Consider the following 18,237-nt stretch of genomic DNA (forward strand, 5'->3'; position numbering starts at 1 on the left):
CCAATGAAGTCCTTGTTCCAAATACAGACAACAGGCGACAGAACATGGCGACTTGCGGCGAAGTGCTGGTAAAACTCCTCGAAAACTACGGTGTCGACCATGTGTTCGGCATCCCCGGCGTGCACACCGTCGAGCTCTACCGCGGCCTTGCCTCGTCCAGCATCCGCCACATCACCCCACGCCACGAGCAAGGCGCCGGCTTCATGGCTGACGGCTATGCGCGTACCCGCGGCAAGCCGGGGGTGTGCTTCATCATCACCGGCCCCGGCATGACCAACATCACCACCGCCATGGGCCAGGCCTACGCCGACTCGATCCCGATGCTGGTGATCTCCAGCGTGCAGTCGCGCAACGCCCTGGGCGGCGGTCGCGGCAAGCTGCATGAGCTGCCGAACCAGAGCGAGCTGGTGTCCGGAGTCGCCGCCTTCTCCCACACCCTGATGAGCGCCGACGACCTGCCGGCGGTGCTGGCGCGCGCCTTCGCTGTGTTCGATGGTGCTCGTCCGCGCCCGGTGCATATCGAGATTCCCCTGGACGTGATCGTCGAGGACGCCGACCACCTGCTGGGCAGCGAGCCGGTACGGGTCGATCGCGCCGGTGCGGCGTCGGCGCCGGTGGCGAAGATGGCCGCCGTGCTGGCCACCGCCCAGCGTCCGCTGATCCTCGCCGGTGGCGGGGCGATCGCCGCCAGCGCCTCGCTGACCCTGCTGGCCGAATACCTGCAGGCCCCCACCGCGCTGACCATCAACGCCAAGGGCATGCTGCCGTCCCACCACCCGCTGCTGATCGGCTCGACCCAGTCGCTGGTCGCCACCCGCGAGCTGGTGCGCGAGGCCGATGTGGTCCTGGCGATCGGCACCGAACTGGCCGAGACCGACTACGACGTCACCTTCAAGGGCGGTTTCGAGATTCCCGGGACCCTGCTGCGCATCGACATCGATCCGGACCAGACCGTGCGCAACTATCCGCCGAAGCTGGCCCTGGTCGCCGATGCCGGCGAGGCCAGCGATGCGCTGCTGCAGGCGCTCGCCGAGCAGCCGGCGCCGGTGCGGGCTGATGGCTGGGGCGAGGCCCGCGCCGCGCGCCTGCGGGAAACCCTGGCCAGCCAGTGGGATGCCACGGCCAAGGCCCAGACCCTGTTCCTCGAAAGCATTCTCGAAGTGCTGCCGGACGCCGTGCTGGTGGGCGATTCGACCCAGCCGGTGTACACCGGCAACCTCACCCTGGACCTGGACCAGCCGCGTCGCTGGTTCAACGCTTCCACCGGCTACGGCACCCTCGGCTACGCCCTGCCGGCCGCCATGGGCGCCTGGCTGGGCAGCGCGGCGAACCCGGCGCAGCGGCTGCCGGTGGTGTGCCTGATCGGTGACGGCGGCATCCAGTTCACCCTGCCCGAACTGGCCAGCGCGGTGGAGGCGCAGGTGCCGCTGATCGTCCTGCTGTGGAACAACCAGGGCTACGAAGAGATCAAGCGCTACATGGTCAACCGGGCCATCGAGCCGGTGGGTGTGGACATCCACACGCCGGACTTCGTCACCATCGCCAAGGGCTTTGGCTGCGTGGCCGAGGTGGCGAATGACGTGGCGGCACTGCAGGCGGCGCTGGTCGCGGCTGCCGCTCGCCAGGGCCCGACCCTGATCGAGATCGACCAGCGGCGCTGGAGCGAAGCCGTCCTGGCCTAGATCGCGTTGCGCAGGCGCGCCATGTCCCGCAAGGGCGGCGCGCCGTACAGCCGGCTGTATTCGCGGCTGAACTGCGACGGGCTCTCGTAGCCCACCCGATAACCCGCAACCGCTGCCTCCAGTCCGTCGTTGAGCATCAGCCGCCGGGCCTCCTGGAGGCGCAGCTGTTTCTGGTACTGCAAGGGGCTCATCGAGGTCACCGCCTTGAAGCGGTGATGCAGGGCCGAAGCGCTGAGGTTCACTTCCCGGGCCAGGTCCTCGATGCGCAGCGGTTTGTTGAAGTGATCGTTGAGCCACTGGATGGCCTGGCAGACGCGATGGGTCTGGCTGTTGGCCATGGCGATTTCGTACAGGCGATATCCCTGTTGCCCACGCAGCAGGCGGTAGAGGATTTCCCGGCGGATCAGCGGCGCAAGCACAGGGATGTCTTTCGGTGTGTCCAGCAGGCGGATCAGGCGCAGCAGGGCATCGATCAGGGCAACGTCCACGCGCTCGACATACAGCCCGCGCCCGGAGGCGCTGGGAACGCCCATCGGGCCGGCATCGGCGATCAGGTTGTTGATTTCCGCCGGGTCGATATCCAGGCGAATGCCCAGGCTCGGGTTCTCCGGGCTGGCGTCGAGGTACACGCCGCTGATCGGCATCGCCACCGACACCACCATGTAATGCAGCGGGTCGTAGACATAGCGCTCGTCGCCCAGGTGCACCGCCTTGCTGCCCTGGGCGAGGATGCACAGGGCCGGCTGCGCCAGGGCTGGCATCGAGCGGATGTTCTCCTCGTGGATCACCAGGCACAGGTCCTTGATCGCCGACGGCTCGCCGGGCACGGCGGCGGCGTGCCGACGCACCAGGTCGGCCAGTTCCTGGCGCCTGGATTCGAGGGCGGGATCGAGCGGTTCGGAGTCTGACATGGAGAAGGTTCCTCGGCGGCTTGTCGCAGCATAGGTTTGGGCAAGTCCGGACGCTAGCCGAAAGCTGTCGGTTTCTTGCACGATCCTGCTGACGGCTGCCGTCTGTCGGCAAATTCAAGCGATTGCGTGTGCCTGAAGGCGAGCCTGCGGAGTGTGCGTCGGCGCGGGCCTGATCGCCAGCCTGCACGGCCTGCCATGCAGGATCAGGCAATCCACCGACAGCATCCGCCTAACGCCGGCTGACGCCCGTGGGTAATCTTGGTTACCTGGCAGTTTCCCTCTGGCCCGTTACAGGAGCACCGCACATGACGCCATCGCAACCGGTCAGCCATCTTTCCTTCGTGCGCGCCTGCGCGGGCCGTTCCGCCGAGCTGGGCGAGCGTCTTGCGCAACTGCTCGAACCCTGCCGCGGCACGCCGGGTTGCCTGGGTTTCAGCCTGCAGCGCTCGACCTGCGACGCCGACCTGTGGCTGCTCAGCAGCCAGTGGCGCGACCAGGCGGCGATGTGCGGTTACTTCAATTCGCCGAACCTGCAGGTGTTCGGCGAGCTGGTCCAGGCGCGGGTGCTGGAGAGTCTCGATCTGCACACCTTCAGCGACCCCGGCGTAGAATGAGCGCCTTTTTCCAATCGATGTGGATGTAACCGGCATGGCGCGCAGAGTATTCGTGGGTTTCGAAGCGGTATCGGCAGTGGTTCCCGGCGAAGGCGGCTACAGCGCCGCGATCGCCGTGAAGGGCCTGGGCGCCACTGGTGCGCCGCATTTTCACAAGGTGCTGCCGGGGCAGATCTTCAAGACCGCCGCGGCCGCCGACGAAGCGGCCAGTGCCGAGCTGGAGCGCCTGAGCGGCGTCAGCGCCGACGCCGAGCTGGTCTGGTAGGCGCTCAGACCTGCGGGCGGGCCATCTTGAACAGGTTGCCCAGCTCGAAATAATCCGCCGGTCCGCCACCGCGCAGGATCGGCTGCGCCGCGGCGGTGTCGTAGATGCCGTCCTTGAGCAGATGCTCGGCGATATGCACCGCCACCACTTCCCCCAGGATCAGCCAGCTCGGCACCAACTGCTGGTCGGCGCGCTGCAGCTGGATGATCTGGCTCACCTTGCATTCGAACGACACCGGGCTTTCCTGCACCCGCGGTACCGCGATCACCCGCGACGGCGCCGCGGTCAGTTGGCTCAGGGCGAACTCGTCGACCTCCGGCGGCACTGCCGCGCAGCTCTGGTTCATCGCTTCGGCCAGGGGCCGGGTCGCCAGGTTCCAGGCGAATTCGCCGGTCTGCTCGATGTTGTTCAGGCTGTCTTTGCGCCCGACGCTGCAGAAGCCGACGATCGGCGGAATGTAGTTGAAGGCGTTGAAGAAGCTGTAGGGCGCGAGGTTCAGGCGGCCGTCGGCGTCCTGGGAGGAGATCCAGCCGATCGGGCGCGGGCCGACGATGGCATTGAACGGATCATGGGGCAGGCCATGGCCTTGTGCGGGTTCGTAGTAGTACATCGAGCAGGCCTTGTGGGCTGGAACACGGAAGGAAGTGCCTAGTGTGCCAAGAGCGCCGGCCCCTGAAAACGATTAAGCCCGGCCGGAGCCGGGCAGTGGAAGGAAACGCCGTGCGTCTCAGCTGAAGCGATGGGCCTGGGTGCGGTCGAAGCCATCGGCGGCGAATTTGGCGCCGTTGGTGCGATCGAAACCGTCTTCGGCGAATTTGGCGCCGTGGGTGCGATCGAAACCGTCTTCGGCGAATTTGGCGCCGTGGGTGCGATCGAAGCCGTCTTCGGCGAATTTGGCGCCGTGGGTGCGATCGAAGCCGTCTTCGGCAAATTTGGCGGCGCCGGTGCGATCGAAGCCATCTTCGGCAACGGCGGCGGCCTGGGCTTGCGGGTGGTTGAAGTTGTGGCTGCCGGTGCGGTCGAAACCGTCGGCGGCGAAAGCGTTGGCGGTCAGAACCGAGAAGGCCAGGGTCAGGATCAGTTTGCTTTTCATGGTGGTTGCTCCGGGGTAGTGAGTAGGGTTGCTTGTTTCCATGGGTTTGATGCTACGCCGATTAATCTGATTAAAAAGCGCAAAAAATAGGCTATTTAAATCGGTTAATTCGATGTGATGCTCGGTCCAGGAAAAGATGAAACCTTTTTCACCCATGTTTTTTTTATGTGTTGCCTACCCATTTTTCATGGGCGCTTGAGCAGTCTTCGCGGCATCTGCCACTGGAGGCCTCAGCCGATGAACAAACTTCCGCAAATCACCCTGGCGTTCTGGATCATGAAGATCTGCGCCACTACCCTCGGCGAAACCGCCGGTGATCTCCTGTCGATGACCCTCGATGTCGGCTACGCGATGAGTTCGGTGATCCTGCTCAGCCTGTTCCTGGTCACCTTGCTGGCGCAGTTGATGGCGCGCCGGCACCATCCGGCGCTGTACTGGCTGGTGATCCTTTCCACCAGTACCGCGGGCACCACCATGTCCGACTTCATGGACCGCACCCTGGGCCTTGGCTACGCCACCGGTTCGGCGATCCTCATCGGCATTCTCCTGCTGACCTTCGCCCTCTGGCGCCTGAGCGGCGATCCGCTCAACGTCAACAACATCAGCAGCCGGCGCAGTGAGTTGTTCTACTGGGTGGCGATCCTGTTCTCCAACACCCTGGGCACGGCGCTGGGCGACTATCTGGCGGACGATTCCGGGCTGGGCTTCGCGGGGGGAGCACTGCTGATCGGCGCGGCCATCTGCGTGGTGGTGCTGGCGCGCTACCTGACGCGGATTTCGCCCGTGCTGCTGTTCTGGATCGCGTTCGTCCTGACGCGGCCGTTCGGCGCGACCCTGGGGGACTTCCTGACCAAGCCATATGCGAAGGGCGGGCTGGATTTCGGCACCGTGGGTTCATCGGCGGTGCTGGGCGGGGTGTTGCTGGTGATGGTGGGGATGGCGTACTGGTTCGATCGGCAGCGTAACCAGCAGCAGGCGGCGTTGGTGCGGATTTCCTGATCGATCCTGTTGGGGCCGCTTTGCGGCCCTTCGCGGGCAAGCCACGCTCCTACGGGCTGTCCGCGCAAGCCGCCGTAGGAGCGTGGTTTGCGCGGACGTCCGTAGGCGCGTGGCTTGCCCGCGAAGGCCTGCGCAGCAGGCCCTGATGGATCAGTCAGTCACGATCCGCGAGTGCTTCTGCGTGTCCTTCATGAACACATACACCAGCAGGGAAATGGCGATACAGCCGGTGACGTACCAGTAGTAGCCGGTCTCCATGCCATTGCTCTTGAACCACAGCGCCACGTATTCAGCGGTGCCGCCGAAGATCGATACGGTCAGCGCGTACGGCAGGCCCACGCCCAGGGCGCGGATCTCGGTGGGGAACAGCTCGGCCTTGACCACGGCGTTGATCGAGGTGTAGCCGCTGACGATGATCAGCGCCGCCATGATCAGGAAGAACGCGCCCCACCAGCTCTGCACGGTGTGCAGGGTGGAGAGGATCGGCACGGTGAAGATCGTCCCCAGCACACCGAAGGCGATCAGGATCGGACGCCGGCCGATCTTGTCGGACAGGGCGCCGATCACCGGCTGCAGGCACATGAACAGGAACAGGGTGGCCGCCGAGATCATGGTCGAGTCGCTGATGCTCATGCCCACGGTGTTGACCAGGTACTTCTGCATGTAGGTGGTGTAGGTGTAGAAGGCCAGGGTGCCGCCCATGGTCAGGCCGACCACGGTGGCGAGCTCCTTCGGATGGCGCAGCAGGGTGCGCATCAGGCTTTCCTTGGCCTTGGGTTTTTCCTTCCTGGTGAAGGACTCGGTTTCTTCCATGCCGCGGCGCAGGTACAGGGCGACCACCGCGCACAGCGCGCCGATCACGAAGGGTACGCGCCAGCCCCAGGCGTAGAGCTGCTCGGTGGTCAGGGTCTGCTGCAGGACGATGAGCACGGCCAGGGCGATGAGCTGGCCGGAGATCAGGGTCACGTACTGGAAGCTGGAGAAGAAGCCGCGACGTTCCTTGGTCGCCATCTCGCTGAGGTAGGTGGCCGAGGTGCCGTATTCGCCACCGACCGACAGGCCCTGCATGAGGCGGGCGATGACCAGCAGGATCGGCGCGGCGACGCCGATGGTCTCGTAGCCCGGGGTCAGGGCGATGACCAGCGAGCCGAAGCACATCAGCAGGACCGAGGCCATCAGTGCGGCCTTGCGCCCCTTGCGGTCGGCGTAGAGGCCCATCAGCCAGCCGCCGATCGGACGCATGAGGAAGCCGACGGCAAAGATCGCGGCGGTGTTGAGCAGTTGCGCGGTGGTGTCGCCGGCCGGGAAGAAGGCCTTGGCGAAGTACAGGGAAAACGCGGCGTAGACGTACCAGTCGTACCACTCGACCATGTTGCCGACCGATCCGCTGAAGATCGACTTGAGGCGACTGGAGGTGGTCTTTTCCGGTGCGGACGTGGCAGCCGCCCCGGCGGGCAGGGTGGAGGAGTTATCCATTGGACGGGACCTTCATGTTGTTTTTGTGGAGGCGTAGGGAAACGCAGCCTGCTGGGGCTATAGCAGGAGGTGTGCCAGGGAGAATTTCGGGGGCAGGGAGGGCCTCATCGCTGGCAACGCCAGCTCCCACAGGATCGCTGTCAGCCCCGTATTCCCTGGCTTGCAGGTACCTTGTGGGAGCTGGCGTTGCCAGCGATGAGGCCGGAACAGGCGAAGCTGGATAAGCGGATTCTTGCTGGTTTTTCAGGCGACATAAGCGGAATTCCGCTCATGCTCAGGACCGCTCGAGAAAGTCCTCGCGCACCAGCCCATGGCGCTGCATCTTCTCGTTCAGTGTGCGCCGCGGCAGTTGCAGTTCTTCCATCACCGCCTTGATCTCGCCCTTGTGCCGTCGCAGCGAGGTGCGCAGGCAATTGGCCTCGAACGCTTCGCTCTGCGCCGCCAGCGACGAGTCGGCGGCGGGCTGCGGCGCATCCGGTTCGCTCAGGCCCATGGCATGGCGTTCGGCGGCGTTGGCCAGTTCGCGCACGTTGCCCGGCCAGTCATGCCCGAGCAGTTGCCCCAGTTGCAGGATGCTCAGCGGCTGGACATTGCGGCCGACCCGCTCGGCGGCATGCCGGGCGAAATGCTCGAACAGCAGCGGGATGTCCTCGCGCCGCTCGCGCAGCGGCGCCAGGCGCAGTTCGGCGATGTTCAGGCGGTACACCAGGTCTTCGCGAAAGCGCCCGGCGCGGGCCTCTTCCAGCAGGTCCGGCTTGGTCGCGGCGACGATGCGCAGGTCCACGGCGATGCTCTGGTTGGCGCCGAGGCGTTCCAGCTTCTGCTCCTGGATCACCCGCAGCAGCTTGGCCTGCTGGGCCAGCGGCAGGCTCTCGATCTCGTCGAGGAACACCGTGCCGCCATTGGCGTATTCCAGCTTGCCGATGCGCTTGCCCTGGGCGCCGGTGAAGGCGCCGGCCTCATGCCCGAACAGCTCGGCCTCGAACAGGTGCTCGGGAATCGCCGCGCAGTTGAGGGCGACGAAGGGCTTGGCCGCGCGCGGGCCGAAGTCGTGCAGGCAGCGCGCGACCTGCTCCTTGCCACTGCCGGTCTCGCCACGGATCAGCACGTTGACCGGCAGGCTGGCCAGCTCCAGCACCTGGCGGCGCAACTGCTGCATGCCCTGGGTCATGCCGAGCAGGGTGGCTTCGAGGCGGGTCTTGAGGTCGGCCTGTTCGTGCAGGCGGCGGTTTTCCAGGACCAGCCGGCGTTTTTCCAGGGCACGCTGCAGGCTGCCCATCAGGCTATCGGGGCTGAAGGGTTTTTCCAGGAAGTCGTAGGCGCCGTTGCGCATGGCCTCCACCGCCATGGGCACATCGCCGTGGCCGGTGAGCAGGATCACCGGCAGGTCGGGATCGCGCCCCTGCAGCTGCGCCAGCAGTTGCAGGCCGTCCATGCCCGGCATGCGCACATCGCTGAGGATCACCCCGGGAAAGTGCGCGGGCAGTTGCGCCAGGCAGTCCTCGGCGCGGCTGAACAACTGCACGTCGAAGCCCGAGAGGCCCAGCCACTGCTCGACCGCCGTGCGGATGCTGGCTTCGTCGTCGACGACTATCACCGAATTCAACATACAGGCTCCGGATCGCGGGGAAGGGTGAAGCTGAAGCGGGCGCCGCCGGGCTGGTTGTCGACCTGCAGGCGGCTGCCGGCTTCGTGGATGATGCCATAGGAAATCGCCAGGCCCAGGCCCAGGCCTTCGCCCACCGGCTTGGTGGTGAAGAACGGGTCGAAGACATTGCCCAGGTGTTCTGCGGCGATGCCGCCGCCGCTGTCCAGCACGCTCAGGCGCCAGCCATCCTCCTCGGCGTCGATGCGGATCTCCAGGCGGCGGAAGCTCTTGTCGGCCATGGCGTCGAGGGCGTTGCGCAGCAGGTTGATCAGCACCTGTTCCAGGCGGATCGCATCGCCGCGCACCCACGCCGGCCGCGCCAGGTACAGCGCGGTGCTGACGTTCTCGGCACGAATGCGCGCATCCAGCAGTTGCAGGGCGTGATCGACCACGGTGGCCAGTTCGAGGCGTTCGCGCAGGCCGCTGGGGCTGTTGCGGGCGAAGGTCTTCAGGTGGCCGGTGAGCGCGGCCATGCGCGTCAGCATCTGCTCCAGCGGCACCAGGGCCTGGCGCGCTTCGTCGATCCGGTCGTGATCGAGCAGCAGGCGCAGCGAGGCCAGTTGCATGCGCTGGGTGGTCAGCGGCTGGTTGAGTTCGTGGGCGAGGGCGGCGGACATCTGCCCCAGGGCCGCCAGCTTGGTCGATTGCACCAGGCCCTCCTGGGCGGTGCGCAGGTCGCGGGTGCGTGCTTCCACCAGGCGCTCCAGCTCCTCGCGACTGCGCTGGCGCAGGCGGGCCAGGCGCAGGCGCTGGCTGACGAACAGCGCGGCGAACACCAGGCTCAGCCACACGGCCGCCGCGGCCAGGGCGGCGTTGCGGCCGTCGTTGCCGGTCTGCGGCGGGCGCAGCAGGTGCAGGGTCCAGCCCTCGCTTTCCAGCGGCAGGCTTTCCCACAGGTAATCGACGCTGCCCTGCGGGCCCTGCACGCGGACCAGGTGGCTGTTGTCGTCGAAACGCTCGAGCACCTGGCGCTGCAGCGGCACCAGGGCCTGCTTGTCGTACTGGCGGGTCTGTTCCAGCTCGTTGAAGTCATGGGCCGACAGGGTGCTCAGCTTGCGGTAGCGCCAGCCGTCCTGGTTGGCGATGAAGATGATGCCGCGGCCGTCGCTGACCAGGACGATGTCGTTGCCCTGGCGCCATTCGCGTTCCAGCTCGGGAAACTCCAGCTTGACCACCATGGCGCCGAGAAAGCCCTGCTGCTCGTCGGTCACCGCGCTGGAGAGGAAATAGCCGGGAATCCCGCTGGTCACGCCGACCGCGTAGAAGCGTCCGCTGCCCTGGCTGCGGGTCTGCTTGAAGTAGGGGCGGAAACCGTAGTTGTGGCCGACGTAGGTGCTCGGCAGGCGCCAGTTGCTTGCGGCCACGGCCAGGCCGGTGCGGTCGAGCAGTTCCAGGGTCGAGGAATTGGCCGCGCCGTTGATGCGCTCCAGCTTGCGATTGAGCAGGTCCTGGGTCTCTGCTGAGACGCTGCCGCGCAGGGCGGTGATGAGTTCGGGATCGAGGGCGAGCACCGCGGGCAACGCGCGGTAGCGTTCGATCAGGGTGTGCAGCGAGTTGGCGTACAGGCCCAGTTGCTGGCTGGCCCGGGCCGCGTCCTCGACCATGGCCTGACGCTGGGCGTGCTGCATGGCCCAGGCCGCGGCGATCAGGGTGCCGGTGCTGATCGACAGGAGGATCAGCCCCAGGCGCAACGTGCGAAAGGAAAGGGTCATGGCGAGCCATCCGGGCGATGGGGAAGGCCGCATGGCGCTTCCCCTTGAGCGTGGCGGCGCTTACAGCAGCTCGAAGCTCTGTTGCTGCACCGACTCGGAATCCAGGCCGACCTGCACGTTGAACTCACCCGGTTCCGCGGCGTACTTCAACTGGCTGTTGTAGAACTTCAGGTCGTCCTCGCCGATACGGAAGGTCACGACCCGCTCTTCGCCCGCCTTGAGCATGATCTTCTGGAAGTTCTTCAGTTCCTTGACCGGCCGGCTCATCGACGCGGCGACGTCCTGCACGTACAGCTGCACCACGGTTTCGCCGTCGCGCTTGCCGGTGTTCTTCACCTTCACGCTGGCTTCGAGGCTGGCGCCCTGCTTCAGGGTCTTGCCCGACAGGGTCAGCGGCGACACCGAGAAGTCGGTGTAGCTCAGGCCATAGCCGAACGGATACAGCGGGCCGTTGGGCTCCTCGAAGTACTGCGAGGTGTAGTTGCCCGGCTTGCCCGGGGTGAATGGCCGGCCAATGCGCATGTGGTTGTAGTACATCGGGATCTGCCCCACCGAGCGCGGGAAGCTGATCGGCAGCTTGCCGGACGGGTTGTAGTCGCCGAACAGCACGTCGGCGATGGCGTTGCCGCCCTCGGTGCCGGAGAACCAGGTTTCCAGCAGCGCGTCGGCCTGCTCGCGTTCCCAGCCGATGGACAGCGGACGGCCGTTCATCAGCACCAGCACCAGCGGCTTGCCGGTGGCTTTCAGGGCCTTGATCAGGTCGCGCTGTACCGCCGGGATCTCCAGGGTGGTGCGGCTGGAGGACTCGTGGGACATGCCACGGGATTCGCCGACCACGGCGACGATCACGTCGGACTTCCGTGCCGCCTTGACCGCCTCGTCGATCAGCACCGCGGCCGGGCGCGGGTCGTCGACGATTTCCGGGGCGTCGAAGTTGAGGAAGTTCAGGTAGTCGAACATCGCCTTGTCGCCGGTGACGTTGGCGCCCTTGGCGTAGACCAGCGTGGCCTTGTCGCCCACGGCGCGGCGCAGACCTTCGCGCACGGTCACCGAGTGCACCGGTTTGCCGTCGGCGGCCCAGCTGCCCATCATGTCGATCGGCGCATCGGCCAGGGGGCCGACCAGGGCGATGGTCCCGGATTTCTTCAGCGGCAGGGTCTGCGCGCGGTTTTCCAGCAGGACCAGGCCGCGGCGCGCCACATCACGGGCGGCGTCGCGGTGCAGGCGGGCATCGGCGTAGTAGTCCGGCACGTCGTTCTCGGCCTTGCCGATGCGCACGTACGGATCCTTGAACAGGCCCATGTCGTACTTGGCCCCGAGCACTTCGCGCACCGCCTGGTCCAGCTCGGCCTGGCTCACTTCGCCGGAGGCGAGCAGGCCTGGCAGCTCTTCGCCGTACAGGGTGTCGTTCATGCTCATGTCGATGCCGGCCTTGATCGCCAGCTTGGCCGCCTCGCGACCGTCGCGGGCTACACCATGGCGGATCAGTTCCTGGATCGCGCCGTGGTCGCTGATGGTCACGCCATCGAAGCCCCACTCCTTGCGCAGCAGATCGTTCATCAGCCAGGTGTTGGAGGTGGCCGGCACGCCGTTGATCGAGTTCAGCGCCACCATCACCCCGCCGGCACCGGCGTCGATGGCCGCGCGGTATGGCGGCAGGTAGTCGTTGTACATCTTCGGCAGGCTCATATCGACCGTGTTGTAGTCGCGCCCGCCCTCCACCGCGCCGTACAGGGCGAAGTGCTTGACGATGGCCATGATGCTGTCGGGGTTGGCCGGGCTCTTGCCCTGGAACGACTCGACCATCACCTTGCCGATCTTCGACGTCAGGTAGGTGTCTTCGCCGAAGCCTTCACTGGTGCGGCCCCAGCGCGGGTCGCGGGCGATGTCGACCATCGGCGCGAAGGTCATGTCGAGGGAGTCGGCGGCGGCCTCGACGGCCGAGGTGCGGCCGACCGTGGCGACCGCCTGCATGTCCCAGGACGAGGCCATGCCCAGGCCGATCGGGAAGATGGTGCGGTTGCCGTGGATGGTGTCGTAGGCGAAGAACATCGGGATCTTCAGCCGGCTGCGCATGGCCGCGTCCTGCATCGGCCGGTTTTCCGGGGCGGTGCGCGAGTTGAAGGTGCCGCCGATGCGGCCCGCGGCGATTTCCTCGCGGATCTTCTCCCGTGGCATCTCCGGGCCGATGGAGATCAGGCGCAGCTGGCCAATCTTCTCGTCCTGGGTCATCTGGCCGAGCAGGTGGTCGACGAAGACTTTCTTTTCCTTCAGGTGCGCGGCGGCGGCGGAGGTGTCGGCCAGGGCCGTCTGACTGGCCAGGCTGACGAGCAGGCCCAGCAAACACAGCTTCTTCATGAATTCTGATCTCGTGGCGCGCACCGGTATTCACGGTCGATACCGGCCAGCCGAAATTGGGGGAGCGGCTATTGTTGTAGTTTGCTGGGGCACGTTTGTAGCCGATTGGGCCCGCACTATCCAGCGGCGGTCACGGATTATGCCTCAAGTCCGGTGCTTAACGGTTAATCGAGGAGCGTTGCAAGATGCGCATGATGCAGAGTGCCAAACCCTGGTTGCTGATCCTCTGCGCCAGCCTGCTGGCCGGCTGCGGGATCAACAACATCCCCAGCTACGACGAGCAGGTCAAGGCGGCCTGGGGCCAGGTGCAGAACCAGTACCAGCGCCGCGCCGACCTGATCCCCAACCTGGTGGAAACGGTCAAGGGCTACGCCAGGCACGAGCAGGACACCCTGACCGCGGTGATCGAGGCGCGGGCCAGGGCGACGTCGATCCAGGTCGATGCCCGCACGCTCGACGATCCGGAGAAGATCAAGCAGTTCCAGGCCGCCCAGGCCCAGTTGACCGGCGCTTTGAGCCGGCTGATGGTGGTCGCCGAGCAGTATCCCAACCTCAAGGCCGACCAGAACTTCCTGGCGTTGCAGTCCCAGCTCGAAGGCACGGAGAACCGCATCGCCGTGGCGCGCAAGGACTTCATCGCCGCGGTGCAGACGTACAACACCGAGATCCGCACCTTCCCCGGGCGCATCTGGCACAGCCTGATGTACAGCGACCTGCCGCTGCGCGAGAGCTTCGAGGCCACCAGCGCCGATGCCGACAAAGCCCCTGAAGTGAAATTCTGATGCGTCCGCTCAGGGCCGTGATCCTCCTGGCGCTGCTCTGCGCGGCGCTGGCGGTGCGCGCCGAGGTGGTGTTTCCGCTGCTGAGCGGGCGGGTGGTGGATGACGCCAACCTGCTCGACGGCCAGACCCGCAACCAGCTCACGCAGATGCTGCAGGCCCATGAACAGGCCAGCGGCGAGCAGGTGGTGGTGGTCACCGTGCCTGATTTGCAGGGCCTGGAGATCGAGGATTACGGCTACCAGTTGGGCCGGCACTGGGGCATCGGGCAGAAGGGCAAGGACAACGGCGCGCTGCTGATCGTCGCGCCGCAGCAGCGCAAGCTGCGCATCGAGGTGGGCTACGGGCTGGAGGAACGGCTGACGGATGCGCAGTCGTCGGTGATCATCAACCGCATCATCCTGCCGGCGTTCAAGCGCGGCGAGTACAGCCAGGGGATCGTCCAGGGGACGGCCGCGATGCTTCAGGTGCTCGGCGGCAATCCGCTGGCGCAGCCTTCGGCGCTGAGTGCGTCGCAGCAGGAGGGCGAGCCGCCGTCGTTGTGGATGATCGGGTTGTTCATCGTGCTGGTGGTCGTGGTTCTGTACCTTCAGGGGCTTGGTGGAGGTGGCCGGCGTGGACCCGGAGGTGGGTTCGGTGGCGGTTTTGGTGGGTTGGGTGGTGGGCGCGGCGGTGGCGGTGGTTTCAGCGGTGGCGGTGGCAGCTTCGGTGGTGGTGGTTCGTCCGGAAGCTGGTAATACGGCTCTGCACCGAGCCCTTTGTAGGAGCTGGCTTGCCTGCGAAGGACCGCGAAGCGGTCCCAAACCGGCCCGGCTTATGATCGGGAACCGGGACCGCTTCGCGGTCCTTCGCAGGCAAGCCAGCTCCTACAAGGAGGGGCAGGCACTTCAGTTTTGTTAAGGAACACCCATGGCACTGCTCAACGAATTCCAACAACGCCAGGTCGCCGAAGCGATCGCCGGGGTCGAGCGGCACACCGATGCCGAGCTGGTCACCGTGCTGGCCCGCAGCGCCGACGACTACGCCTATGTCCCGCTGGTCTGGGCCAGCCTGCTGGCGCTGCTGGTGCCGGGACTGCTGCATTACCTCACGGGCTGGTTCAGCACCCATGGCCTGCTGCTTGCCCAGTGGCTGACCTTCATCGTCCTCTGCCTGGTCCTGCGCCTGCCGCTGTTCACCAGCCGCCTGGTGCCTCGCGCGGTCCGCCAGTGGCGCGCCTCGAACCTGGCGCGGCGGCAGTTCCTCGAACAGAACCTGCACCACACCACGGGCCGCACCGGGGTGCTGATCTTCGTCTGCGAGGCCGAGCGCTATGTCGAGATCCTGGTGGACGACGGCATCGCCGCGCGCCTCGACAACCAGGTGTGGGACGCCATCGTCGCCGGCTTCACCGCCCAGGTCCGCGCCGGGCAGACCCTGGAAGGTTTCCTCACCTGCATCGCGGCCTGCGGCGAATTGCTCAAGACCCATGTCCCGGCCACCGCCCAGCGCAACGAGCTGCCCAATCGCCTGGTGATCCTCGACTGAGCGCCGGCCATCCCCGTAAAATGCCCGGCATCGCGCGCCGGCTGGCGCCCCCGCAACCCCGAGGCACCCCATCCCCATGTCCGCTACCCCCAACGCCCAGGCCGCGCCGGATGCGCGTGCGCAGTTTCTCGCCGTGCTGGCCGAGAGCCTGCAACAGCAGTCCTTCGTCAAGCTGGTGCTGGCCCGTCATGTCGGCAGCGAAGCCGACCTGCAGCGCATCACCGCCAAGCCGCTGACGGTCAAGGGCACGCCGAGCCTGCAGTTCGTGCACCGCTACAAGACCCGCGACATCACCCGCAACCTGCCGCTGGAGCAAGCCCAGGCGCAGATCGGCGAATGGCTGCCGGGCGCGTTCCGCAATGCCCACCTGCTGACCCTGGCCGACGAGGTGCAACTGGAGTTCAGCAAGAAGGGCAAGCCGATGCTGCACCGCAACGCCGCGCAGCAGGTGCGCCAGGCCGCGGGCGGCGAGCATGACCGCGAGAAGAAGCGCTACCTGGAACTGAGCCGGCCGTTCCTCCACGACCTTGGCGTGACCGACAGGCAGCAGGCGCTGATCCCGGCCATGTCGCGCAAGTGGAAGCAGATCAACAAGTTCATCGAGGTGTTCTCCCACGCCTTCACCAGCGTGGCGCTGGCGCCGGAGCACGTGGTGCGGGTGGCGGACTTCGGCTCGGGCAAGGGTTACCTGACCTTCGCCATCCACGATTACCTGTGCAATACCCAGCAGCGCCAGGCGCAGGTCACCGGCGTCGAGCTGCGTGCGGACATGGTCGAGCTGTGCAACGCCGCGGCCGGCCGCCTGGAGCATCCGGGCCTGGTGTTCGAGCAGGGCGACGTGCGCAGCGTGGTGCCGGCCGAGATCGACGTGATGATCGCCCTGCATGCCTGCGACATCGCCACCGACTACGCGATCCACACCGGTATCCGCACGGGCGCGGCGATCATCATGTGCTCGCCGTGCTGCCACAAGCAGATCCGCCCGCAACTGCACAGCCCGGGCCTGCTCAAGCCGATGCTGCAGTACGGCCTGCACCTGGGCCAGCAGGCGGAAATGCTCACCGACAGCCTGCGTGCCCTGTACCTGGAGGCCTGCGGGTATGACGTCAAGGTGTTCGAGTTCATTTCGCTGGAGCACACCAGCAAGAACAAGATGATCCTCGCCACCAGGCGGCGCGAGGCCGGGGATCCGGCTGCGCTGCTGGCGAAGATTGCCGAGTTGAAGGCGTTCTACGGGGTGTCGGAGCATTGTCTGGAGACGTTGCTGCGGGCGGATGGGTTGATCGCGGGGTGAGGGCTTCGGGGGCGGTACGTTGCCCCCGAAGCCCTGGCTTATAGCGCGTCGGGTTTCTTCAGGTCGAACCTGATTCCACCGTAGCCATACCAGAAATGCGGGTTGGGACGGGGCACAAGCTTGACCTCCGATGCCTGTATCACGTCGATACGTGCATATTGCGGATCATAAAGGTCTTCGCTGTAGCCTTCCGGTGGCACCAACCAGTGATAGTCCTCGCCGGGGCTGCCTAAAGCCTGTAGCGCAAGGTAGTACAGCTTTGTGTGGACCGGTCCGTTGACGCCCTCCACCGACCAGGATGCACCGACGGTGTGATATTCGCGAATATTGCCGATAGGGTTGTAGGAAAAACTAACGCCGTCGGGGAACAGGTCCGGGTCGATCACTTCTCCGGGTTGCAGACTGTCGAACTGGACACTGCCGAACACCACCCGTTTGGCCACATGCACCTTGACCGGATCACCGATGGTCACTGTGCCGTCCGGCAGCGAGATCTCATGTTCGATCAGCACGTCCTGGTCTTCTGCCTCAAGTAACCAGTCATCATTGATGGCCATCAGTGCATTGCTGGTTTCGTCACCGTTCAACTGCGCCGTAGCCCTGTGGATATTCTTTCCATCGGCCGGTGTCCAGCGCATGCCCAGCATGGTGCCGGAAGGCAGGCCCATGGTCTGTATCTCCAGCGCGAACTTGACCGCTCCGCTGTGCGCTACGTCCACCGGGAGAATGATGCCCCAGGGTGGTACGTCGAACAGGTTGAAGGCGGTATAGAAGTAGTCACAGTAGATCGGGGACAGTGTCGCCGTCCGTTCATCCCGTGAAGTGGGTGCGATGAATCCTTGGAAGGAGGAATCGGATTTCATATCGGGCTCCAAGGGGACAGTTCGCTGTCCCTGCAAGAACGCCAGTGACACGGGCGCCGTACCCGTGTGGGGGAAATGGGGAAACGCGGTCGGCCCCGGTTATCGGCGTGATAGCGACAACGGGACGACTCTGCCAGGACGCGGAAGGAAAGGCCCGGCGAGCGCCGGGCCTTGTTCCAGTGTAGGTCAGTCGATGGGGACGCTCATGGTGGATTTCGCCAGCGCGACGGACAGCAGGGCCTTGCCGATCTTCAGGTCGAGCTGGGCGCTGCTGAGCAGGTCCTGGTTGCTTGGCATGGGTTGCAGCGGCAGCAGGTAGAGCGCGCGGATGGCGCTGTCCAGATGCTGGTCGGCGATGCGCACGGCCTGGTCATGGCTGAGGCCGGGGCGCAGGGATAACGTGGGTGGTGGATCGGGGACGCGCTTTTTCATGGTGTATTCCTCATTCCTGAATGAATGCACCACCGGCTCGCTGCTAAACGAAGGGTGGCAACTGTGCGCGGGTTAGCAGACCGGTGGAATGAGGAAAACCGGCGCACCCGAAGGTGCCCACACGCACAGCCGCCATGAAAGGTTGCTGGTGGTTCATCATTCCTGCGGACTGCTAATCCGGTCGTCGATTTGGCAACGACCGGCGGAGATTAGGCAGCGTTTCCACAGGACGCAACCGCCAGGCGGGGGCGGGGAGTATGCTTGGGAAATTGCCTACAAGAAAGTCGGAGATGGGGGAGTTTTCGTGGCGGAATGCGACAGGTTTTTGCTGTTTTCAATGGCCTTATCGCTGCATGGGTATCTGCACATCTTTGAAGCCTGACGGGAAACCGCATCAAGGCCGCCAGGTGCCTGTCTTGAGTCTTATAGCGCCCTCAAGATCGAGCGCCGCCCGCGCGGCGCATCGCGGATGAATCCGCTCCCACATTTGTTGCAACGTGCCATGGCCTGTGGGATTTGGGTTGTCAGCCTTTGTTTTTTCGGCGATGTATCGCGGGGAGGCTGTTGGGTTCGGCTCGGTATCG

General features: G+C 65.5%; 18 protein-coding genes. 8 read left to right on the forward strand and 10 right to left on the reverse strand.

Features of this window, described 5'->3' with window-relative positions:
* Window positions 1–44: 44 nt before the first annotated feature.
* Window positions 45–1,682: a 5-guanidino-2-oxopentanoate decarboxylase gene (locus RTI28_RS07395; protein WP_316919844.1), complete on the forward strand. Its 1,638-nt coding sequence runs from the start codon at window positions 45–47 to the stop codon at window positions 1,680–1,682.
* Here the strand turns inward: RTI28_RS07395 and RTI28_RS07400 are convergent.
* Window positions 1,679–2,593 carry an AraC family transcriptional regulator gene (locus RTI28_RS07400; protein WP_316919845.1) on the reverse strand — a complete coding sequence of 305 codons (915 nt, stop codon included), beginning with the start codon at window positions 2,591–2,593 and terminating at the stop codon, window positions 1,679–1,681. The two genes, RTI28_RS07395 and RTI28_RS07400, sit on opposite strands and share 4 nt — an antisense overlap.
* A 305-nt stretch (window positions 2,594–2,898) precedes the next feature.
* Between RTI28_RS07400 and RTI28_RS07405 the strand changes: the two genes are divergently transcribed.
* Both RTI28_RS07405 and RTI28_RS07410 read left to right on the forward strand, forming a co-directional pair.
* Window positions 2,899–3,207 carry an antibiotic biosynthesis monooxygenase family protein gene (locus RTI28_RS07405; RefSeq protein WP_316919846.1) on the forward strand — a complete coding sequence of 103 codons (309 nt, stop codon included), beginning with the start codon at window positions 2,899–2,901 and terminating at the stop codon, window positions 3,205–3,207.
* Window positions 3,208–3,241: 34 nt separating this feature from the next.
* Window positions 3,242–3,472: a hypothetical protein gene (locus RTI28_RS07410; RefSeq protein ID WP_316919847.1), complete on the forward strand. Its 231-nt coding sequence runs from the start codon at window positions 3,242–3,244 to the stop codon at window positions 3,470–3,472.
* A 4-nt stretch (window positions 3,473–3,476) separates the two neighbouring features.
* Here the strand turns inward: RTI28_RS07410 and RTI28_RS07415 are convergent, their stop codons facing one another.
* Both RTI28_RS07415 and RTI28_RS07420 read right to left on the reverse strand, forming a co-directional pair.
* Window positions 3,477–4,082 (reverse strand): flavin reductase family protein, encoded by a 606-nt coding sequence (locus RTI28_RS07415; protein ID WP_316919848.1) that lies wholly within the window; start codon window positions 4,080–4,082, stop codon window positions 3,477–3,479.
* Between the two features lie 117 nt (window positions 4,083–4,199).
* Window positions 4,200–4,565 carry a hypothetical protein gene (locus RTI28_RS07420; protein ID WP_316919849.1) on the reverse strand — a complete coding sequence of 122 codons (366 nt, stop codon included), beginning with the start codon at window positions 4,563–4,565 and terminating at the stop codon, window positions 4,200–4,202.
* 237 nt (window positions 4,566–4,802) lie between these two features.
* Between RTI28_RS07420 and RTI28_RS07425 the strand changes: the two genes are divergently transcribed.
* Window positions 4,803–5,564, forward strand: a complete 762-nt coding sequence (locus tag RTI28_RS07425; protein ID WP_316919850.1) for a hypothetical protein — start codon at window positions 4,803–4,805, stop codon at window positions 5,562–5,564.
* Window positions 5,565–5,714: 150 nt separating this feature from the next.
* Here RTI28_RS07425 and RTI28_RS07430 read toward each other — a convergent pair whose 3' ends face one another.
* The 4 genes from RTI28_RS07430 to bglX all read right to left on the reverse strand — a co-directional run bounded on the left by RTI28_RS07430 (window position 5,715) and on the right by bglX (window position 12,758).
* Window positions 5,715–7,040 (reverse strand): MFS transporter, encoded by a 1,326-nt coding sequence (locus tag RTI28_RS07430; protein WP_316919851.1) that lies wholly within the window; start codon window positions 7,038–7,040, stop codon window positions 5,715–5,717.
* A 274-nt stretch (window positions 7,041–7,314) separates the two neighbouring features.
* Window positions 7,315–8,649 carry a sigma-54 dependent transcriptional regulator gene (locus tag RTI28_RS07435; protein WP_316919852.1) on the reverse strand — a complete coding sequence of 445 codons (1,335 nt, stop codon included), beginning with the start codon at window positions 8,647–8,649 and terminating at the stop codon, window positions 7,315–7,317.
* Entirely contained in the window at window positions 8,643–10,400 is a 1,758-nt protein-coding gene (locus RTI28_RS07440; protein ID WP_316919853.1) for an ATP-binding protein, read from the reverse strand. Before RTI28_RS07440 ends, RTI28_RS07435 begins: the two co-directional genes overlap by 7 nt.
* 60 nt (window positions 10,401–10,460) lie before the next feature.
* A complete protein-coding gene (bglX, locus tag RTI28_RS07445; protein ID WP_316919854.1) occupies window positions 10,461–12,758 on the reverse strand; it encodes a beta-glucosidase BglX in 2,298 nt (765 codons plus the stop codon).
* 185 nt (window positions 12,759–12,943) lie between these two features.
* Between bglX and RTI28_RS07450 the strand changes: the two genes are divergently transcribed.
* The 4 genes from RTI28_RS07450 to RTI28_RS07465 all read left to right on the forward strand — a co-directional run bounded on the left by RTI28_RS07450 (window position 12,944) and on the right by RTI28_RS07465 (window position 16,358).
* Window positions 12,944–13,540 carry a LemA family protein gene (locus RTI28_RS07450; RefSeq protein WP_316919855.1) on the forward strand — a complete coding sequence of 199 codons (597 nt, stop codon included), beginning with the start codon at window positions 12,944–12,946 and terminating at the stop codon, window positions 13,538–13,540.
* Window positions 13,540–14,274 (forward strand): TPM domain-containing protein, encoded by a 735-nt coding sequence (locus RTI28_RS07455; RefSeq protein ID WP_316919856.1) that lies wholly within the window; start codon window positions 13,540–13,542, stop codon window positions 14,272–14,274. Before RTI28_RS07450 ends, RTI28_RS07455 begins: the two co-directional genes overlap by 1 nt.
* Window positions 14,275–14,446: 172 nt before the next feature.
* Window positions 14,447–15,064, forward strand: a complete 618-nt coding sequence (locus RTI28_RS07460; RefSeq protein WP_316919857.1) for a hypothetical protein — start codon at window positions 14,447–14,449, stop codon at window positions 15,062–15,064.
* Between the two features lie 76 nt (window positions 15,065–15,140).
* Window positions 15,141–16,358, forward strand: coding sequence for an SAM-dependent methyltransferase (locus RTI28_RS07465; protein ID WP_316919858.1), 1,218 nt, complete (start codon window positions 15,141–15,143; stop codon window positions 16,356–16,358).
* A gap of 38 nt (window positions 16,359–16,396) precedes the next feature.
* On the opposite strand, the gene RTI28_RS07470 is transcribed toward RTI28_RS07465, so the two are convergent.
* The 3 genes from RTI28_RS07470 to RTI28_RS07480 all read right to left on the reverse strand — a co-directional run.
* Window positions 16,397–17,221 carry a hypothetical protein gene (locus RTI28_RS07470; protein ID WP_316919859.1) on the reverse strand — a complete coding sequence of 275 codons (825 nt, stop codon included), beginning with the start codon at window positions 17,219–17,221 and terminating at the stop codon, window positions 16,397–16,399.
* A 186-nt stretch (window positions 17,222–17,407) separates the two neighbouring features.
* On the reverse strand, window positions 17,408–17,653 hold the full coding sequence (locus RTI28_RS07475; RefSeq protein WP_316919860.1) for a hypothetical protein: 246 nt from the start codon (window positions 17,651–17,653) through the stop codon (window positions 17,408–17,410).
* 394 nt (window positions 17,654–18,047) lie between these two features.
* Window positions 18,048–18,237, reverse strand: a 190-nt coding sequence (locus RTI28_RS07480; RefSeq protein ID WP_316919861.1) for a hypothetical protein, incomplete at its 5' end; no start/stop codon positions are given.

Source organism: Pseudomonas sp. zfem002 (assembly GCF_032621685.1).
GTDB classification, from domain to species: Bacteria; Pseudomonadota; Gammaproteobacteria; order Pseudomonadales; family Pseudomonadaceae; genus Aquipseudomonas; species Aquipseudomonas japonica.

Excerpts from the sequence above, each read along its gene's own strand:
- RTI28_RS07395 (WP_316919844.1), top strand. The coding sequence starts at position 45 with ATGGCGACTTGCGGCGAAGTGCTGGTAAAACTCCTCGAAAACTACGGT.
- RTI28_RS07400 (WP_316919845.1), bottom strand. The coding sequence starts at position 2,593 with ATGTCAGACTCCGAACCGCTCGATCCCGCCCTCGAATCCAGGCGCCAG.
- RTI28_RS07405 (WP_316919846.1), top strand. The coding sequence starts at position 2,899 with ATGACGCCATCGCAACCGGTCAGCCATCTTTCCTTCGTGCGCGCCTGC.
- RTI28_RS07410 (WP_316919847.1), top strand. The coding sequence starts at position 3,242 with ATGGCGCGCAGAGTATTCGTGGGTTTCGAAGCGGTATCGGCAGTGGTT.
- RTI28_RS07415 (WP_316919848.1), bottom strand. The coding sequence starts at position 4,082 with ATGTACTACTACGAACCCGCACAAGGCCATGGCCTGCCCCATGATCCG.
- RTI28_RS07420 (WP_316919849.1), bottom strand. The coding sequence starts at position 4,565 with ATGAAAAGCAAACTGATCCTGACCCTGGCCTTCTCGGTTCTGACCGCC.
- RTI28_RS07425 (WP_316919850.1), top strand. The coding sequence starts at position 4,803 with ATGAACAAACTTCCGCAAATCACCCTGGCGTTCTGGATCATGAAGATC.
- RTI28_RS07430 (WP_316919851.1), bottom strand. The coding sequence starts at position 7,040 with ATGGATAACTCCTCCACCCTGCCCGCCGGGGCGGCTGCCACGTCCGCA.
- RTI28_RS07435 (WP_316919852.1), bottom strand. The coding sequence starts at position 8,649 with ATGTTGAATTCGGTGATAGTCGTCGACGACGAAGCCAGCATCCGCACG.
- RTI28_RS07440 (WP_316919853.1), bottom strand. The coding sequence starts at position 10,400 with ATGACCCTTTCCTTTCGCACGTTGCGCCTGGGGCTGATCCTCCTGTCG.
- bglX (WP_316919854.1), bottom strand. The coding sequence starts at position 12,758 with ATGAAGAAGCTGTGTTTGCTGGGCCTGCTCGTCAGCCTGGCCAGTCAG.
- RTI28_RS07450 (WP_316919855.1), top strand. The coding sequence starts at position 12,944 with ATGCGCATGATGCAGAGTGCCAAACCCTGGTTGCTGATCCTCTGCGCC.
- RTI28_RS07455 (WP_316919856.1), top strand. The coding sequence starts at position 13,540 with ATGCGTCCGCTCAGGGCCGTGATCCTCCTGGCGCTGCTCTGCGCGGCG.
- RTI28_RS07460 (WP_316919857.1), top strand. The coding sequence starts at position 14,447 with ATGGCACTGCTCAACGAATTCCAACAACGCCAGGTCGCCGAAGCGATC.
- RTI28_RS07465 (WP_316919858.1), top strand. The coding sequence starts at position 15,141 with ATGTCCGCTACCCCCAACGCCCAGGCCGCGCCGGATGCGCGTGCGCAG.
- RTI28_RS07470 (WP_316919859.1), bottom strand. The coding sequence starts at position 17,221 with ATGAAATCCGATTCCTCCTTCCAAGGATTCATCGCACCCACTTCACGG.
- RTI28_RS07475 (WP_316919860.1), bottom strand. The coding sequence starts at position 17,653 with ATGAAAAAGCGCGTCCCCGATCCACCACCCACGTTATCCCTGCGCCCC.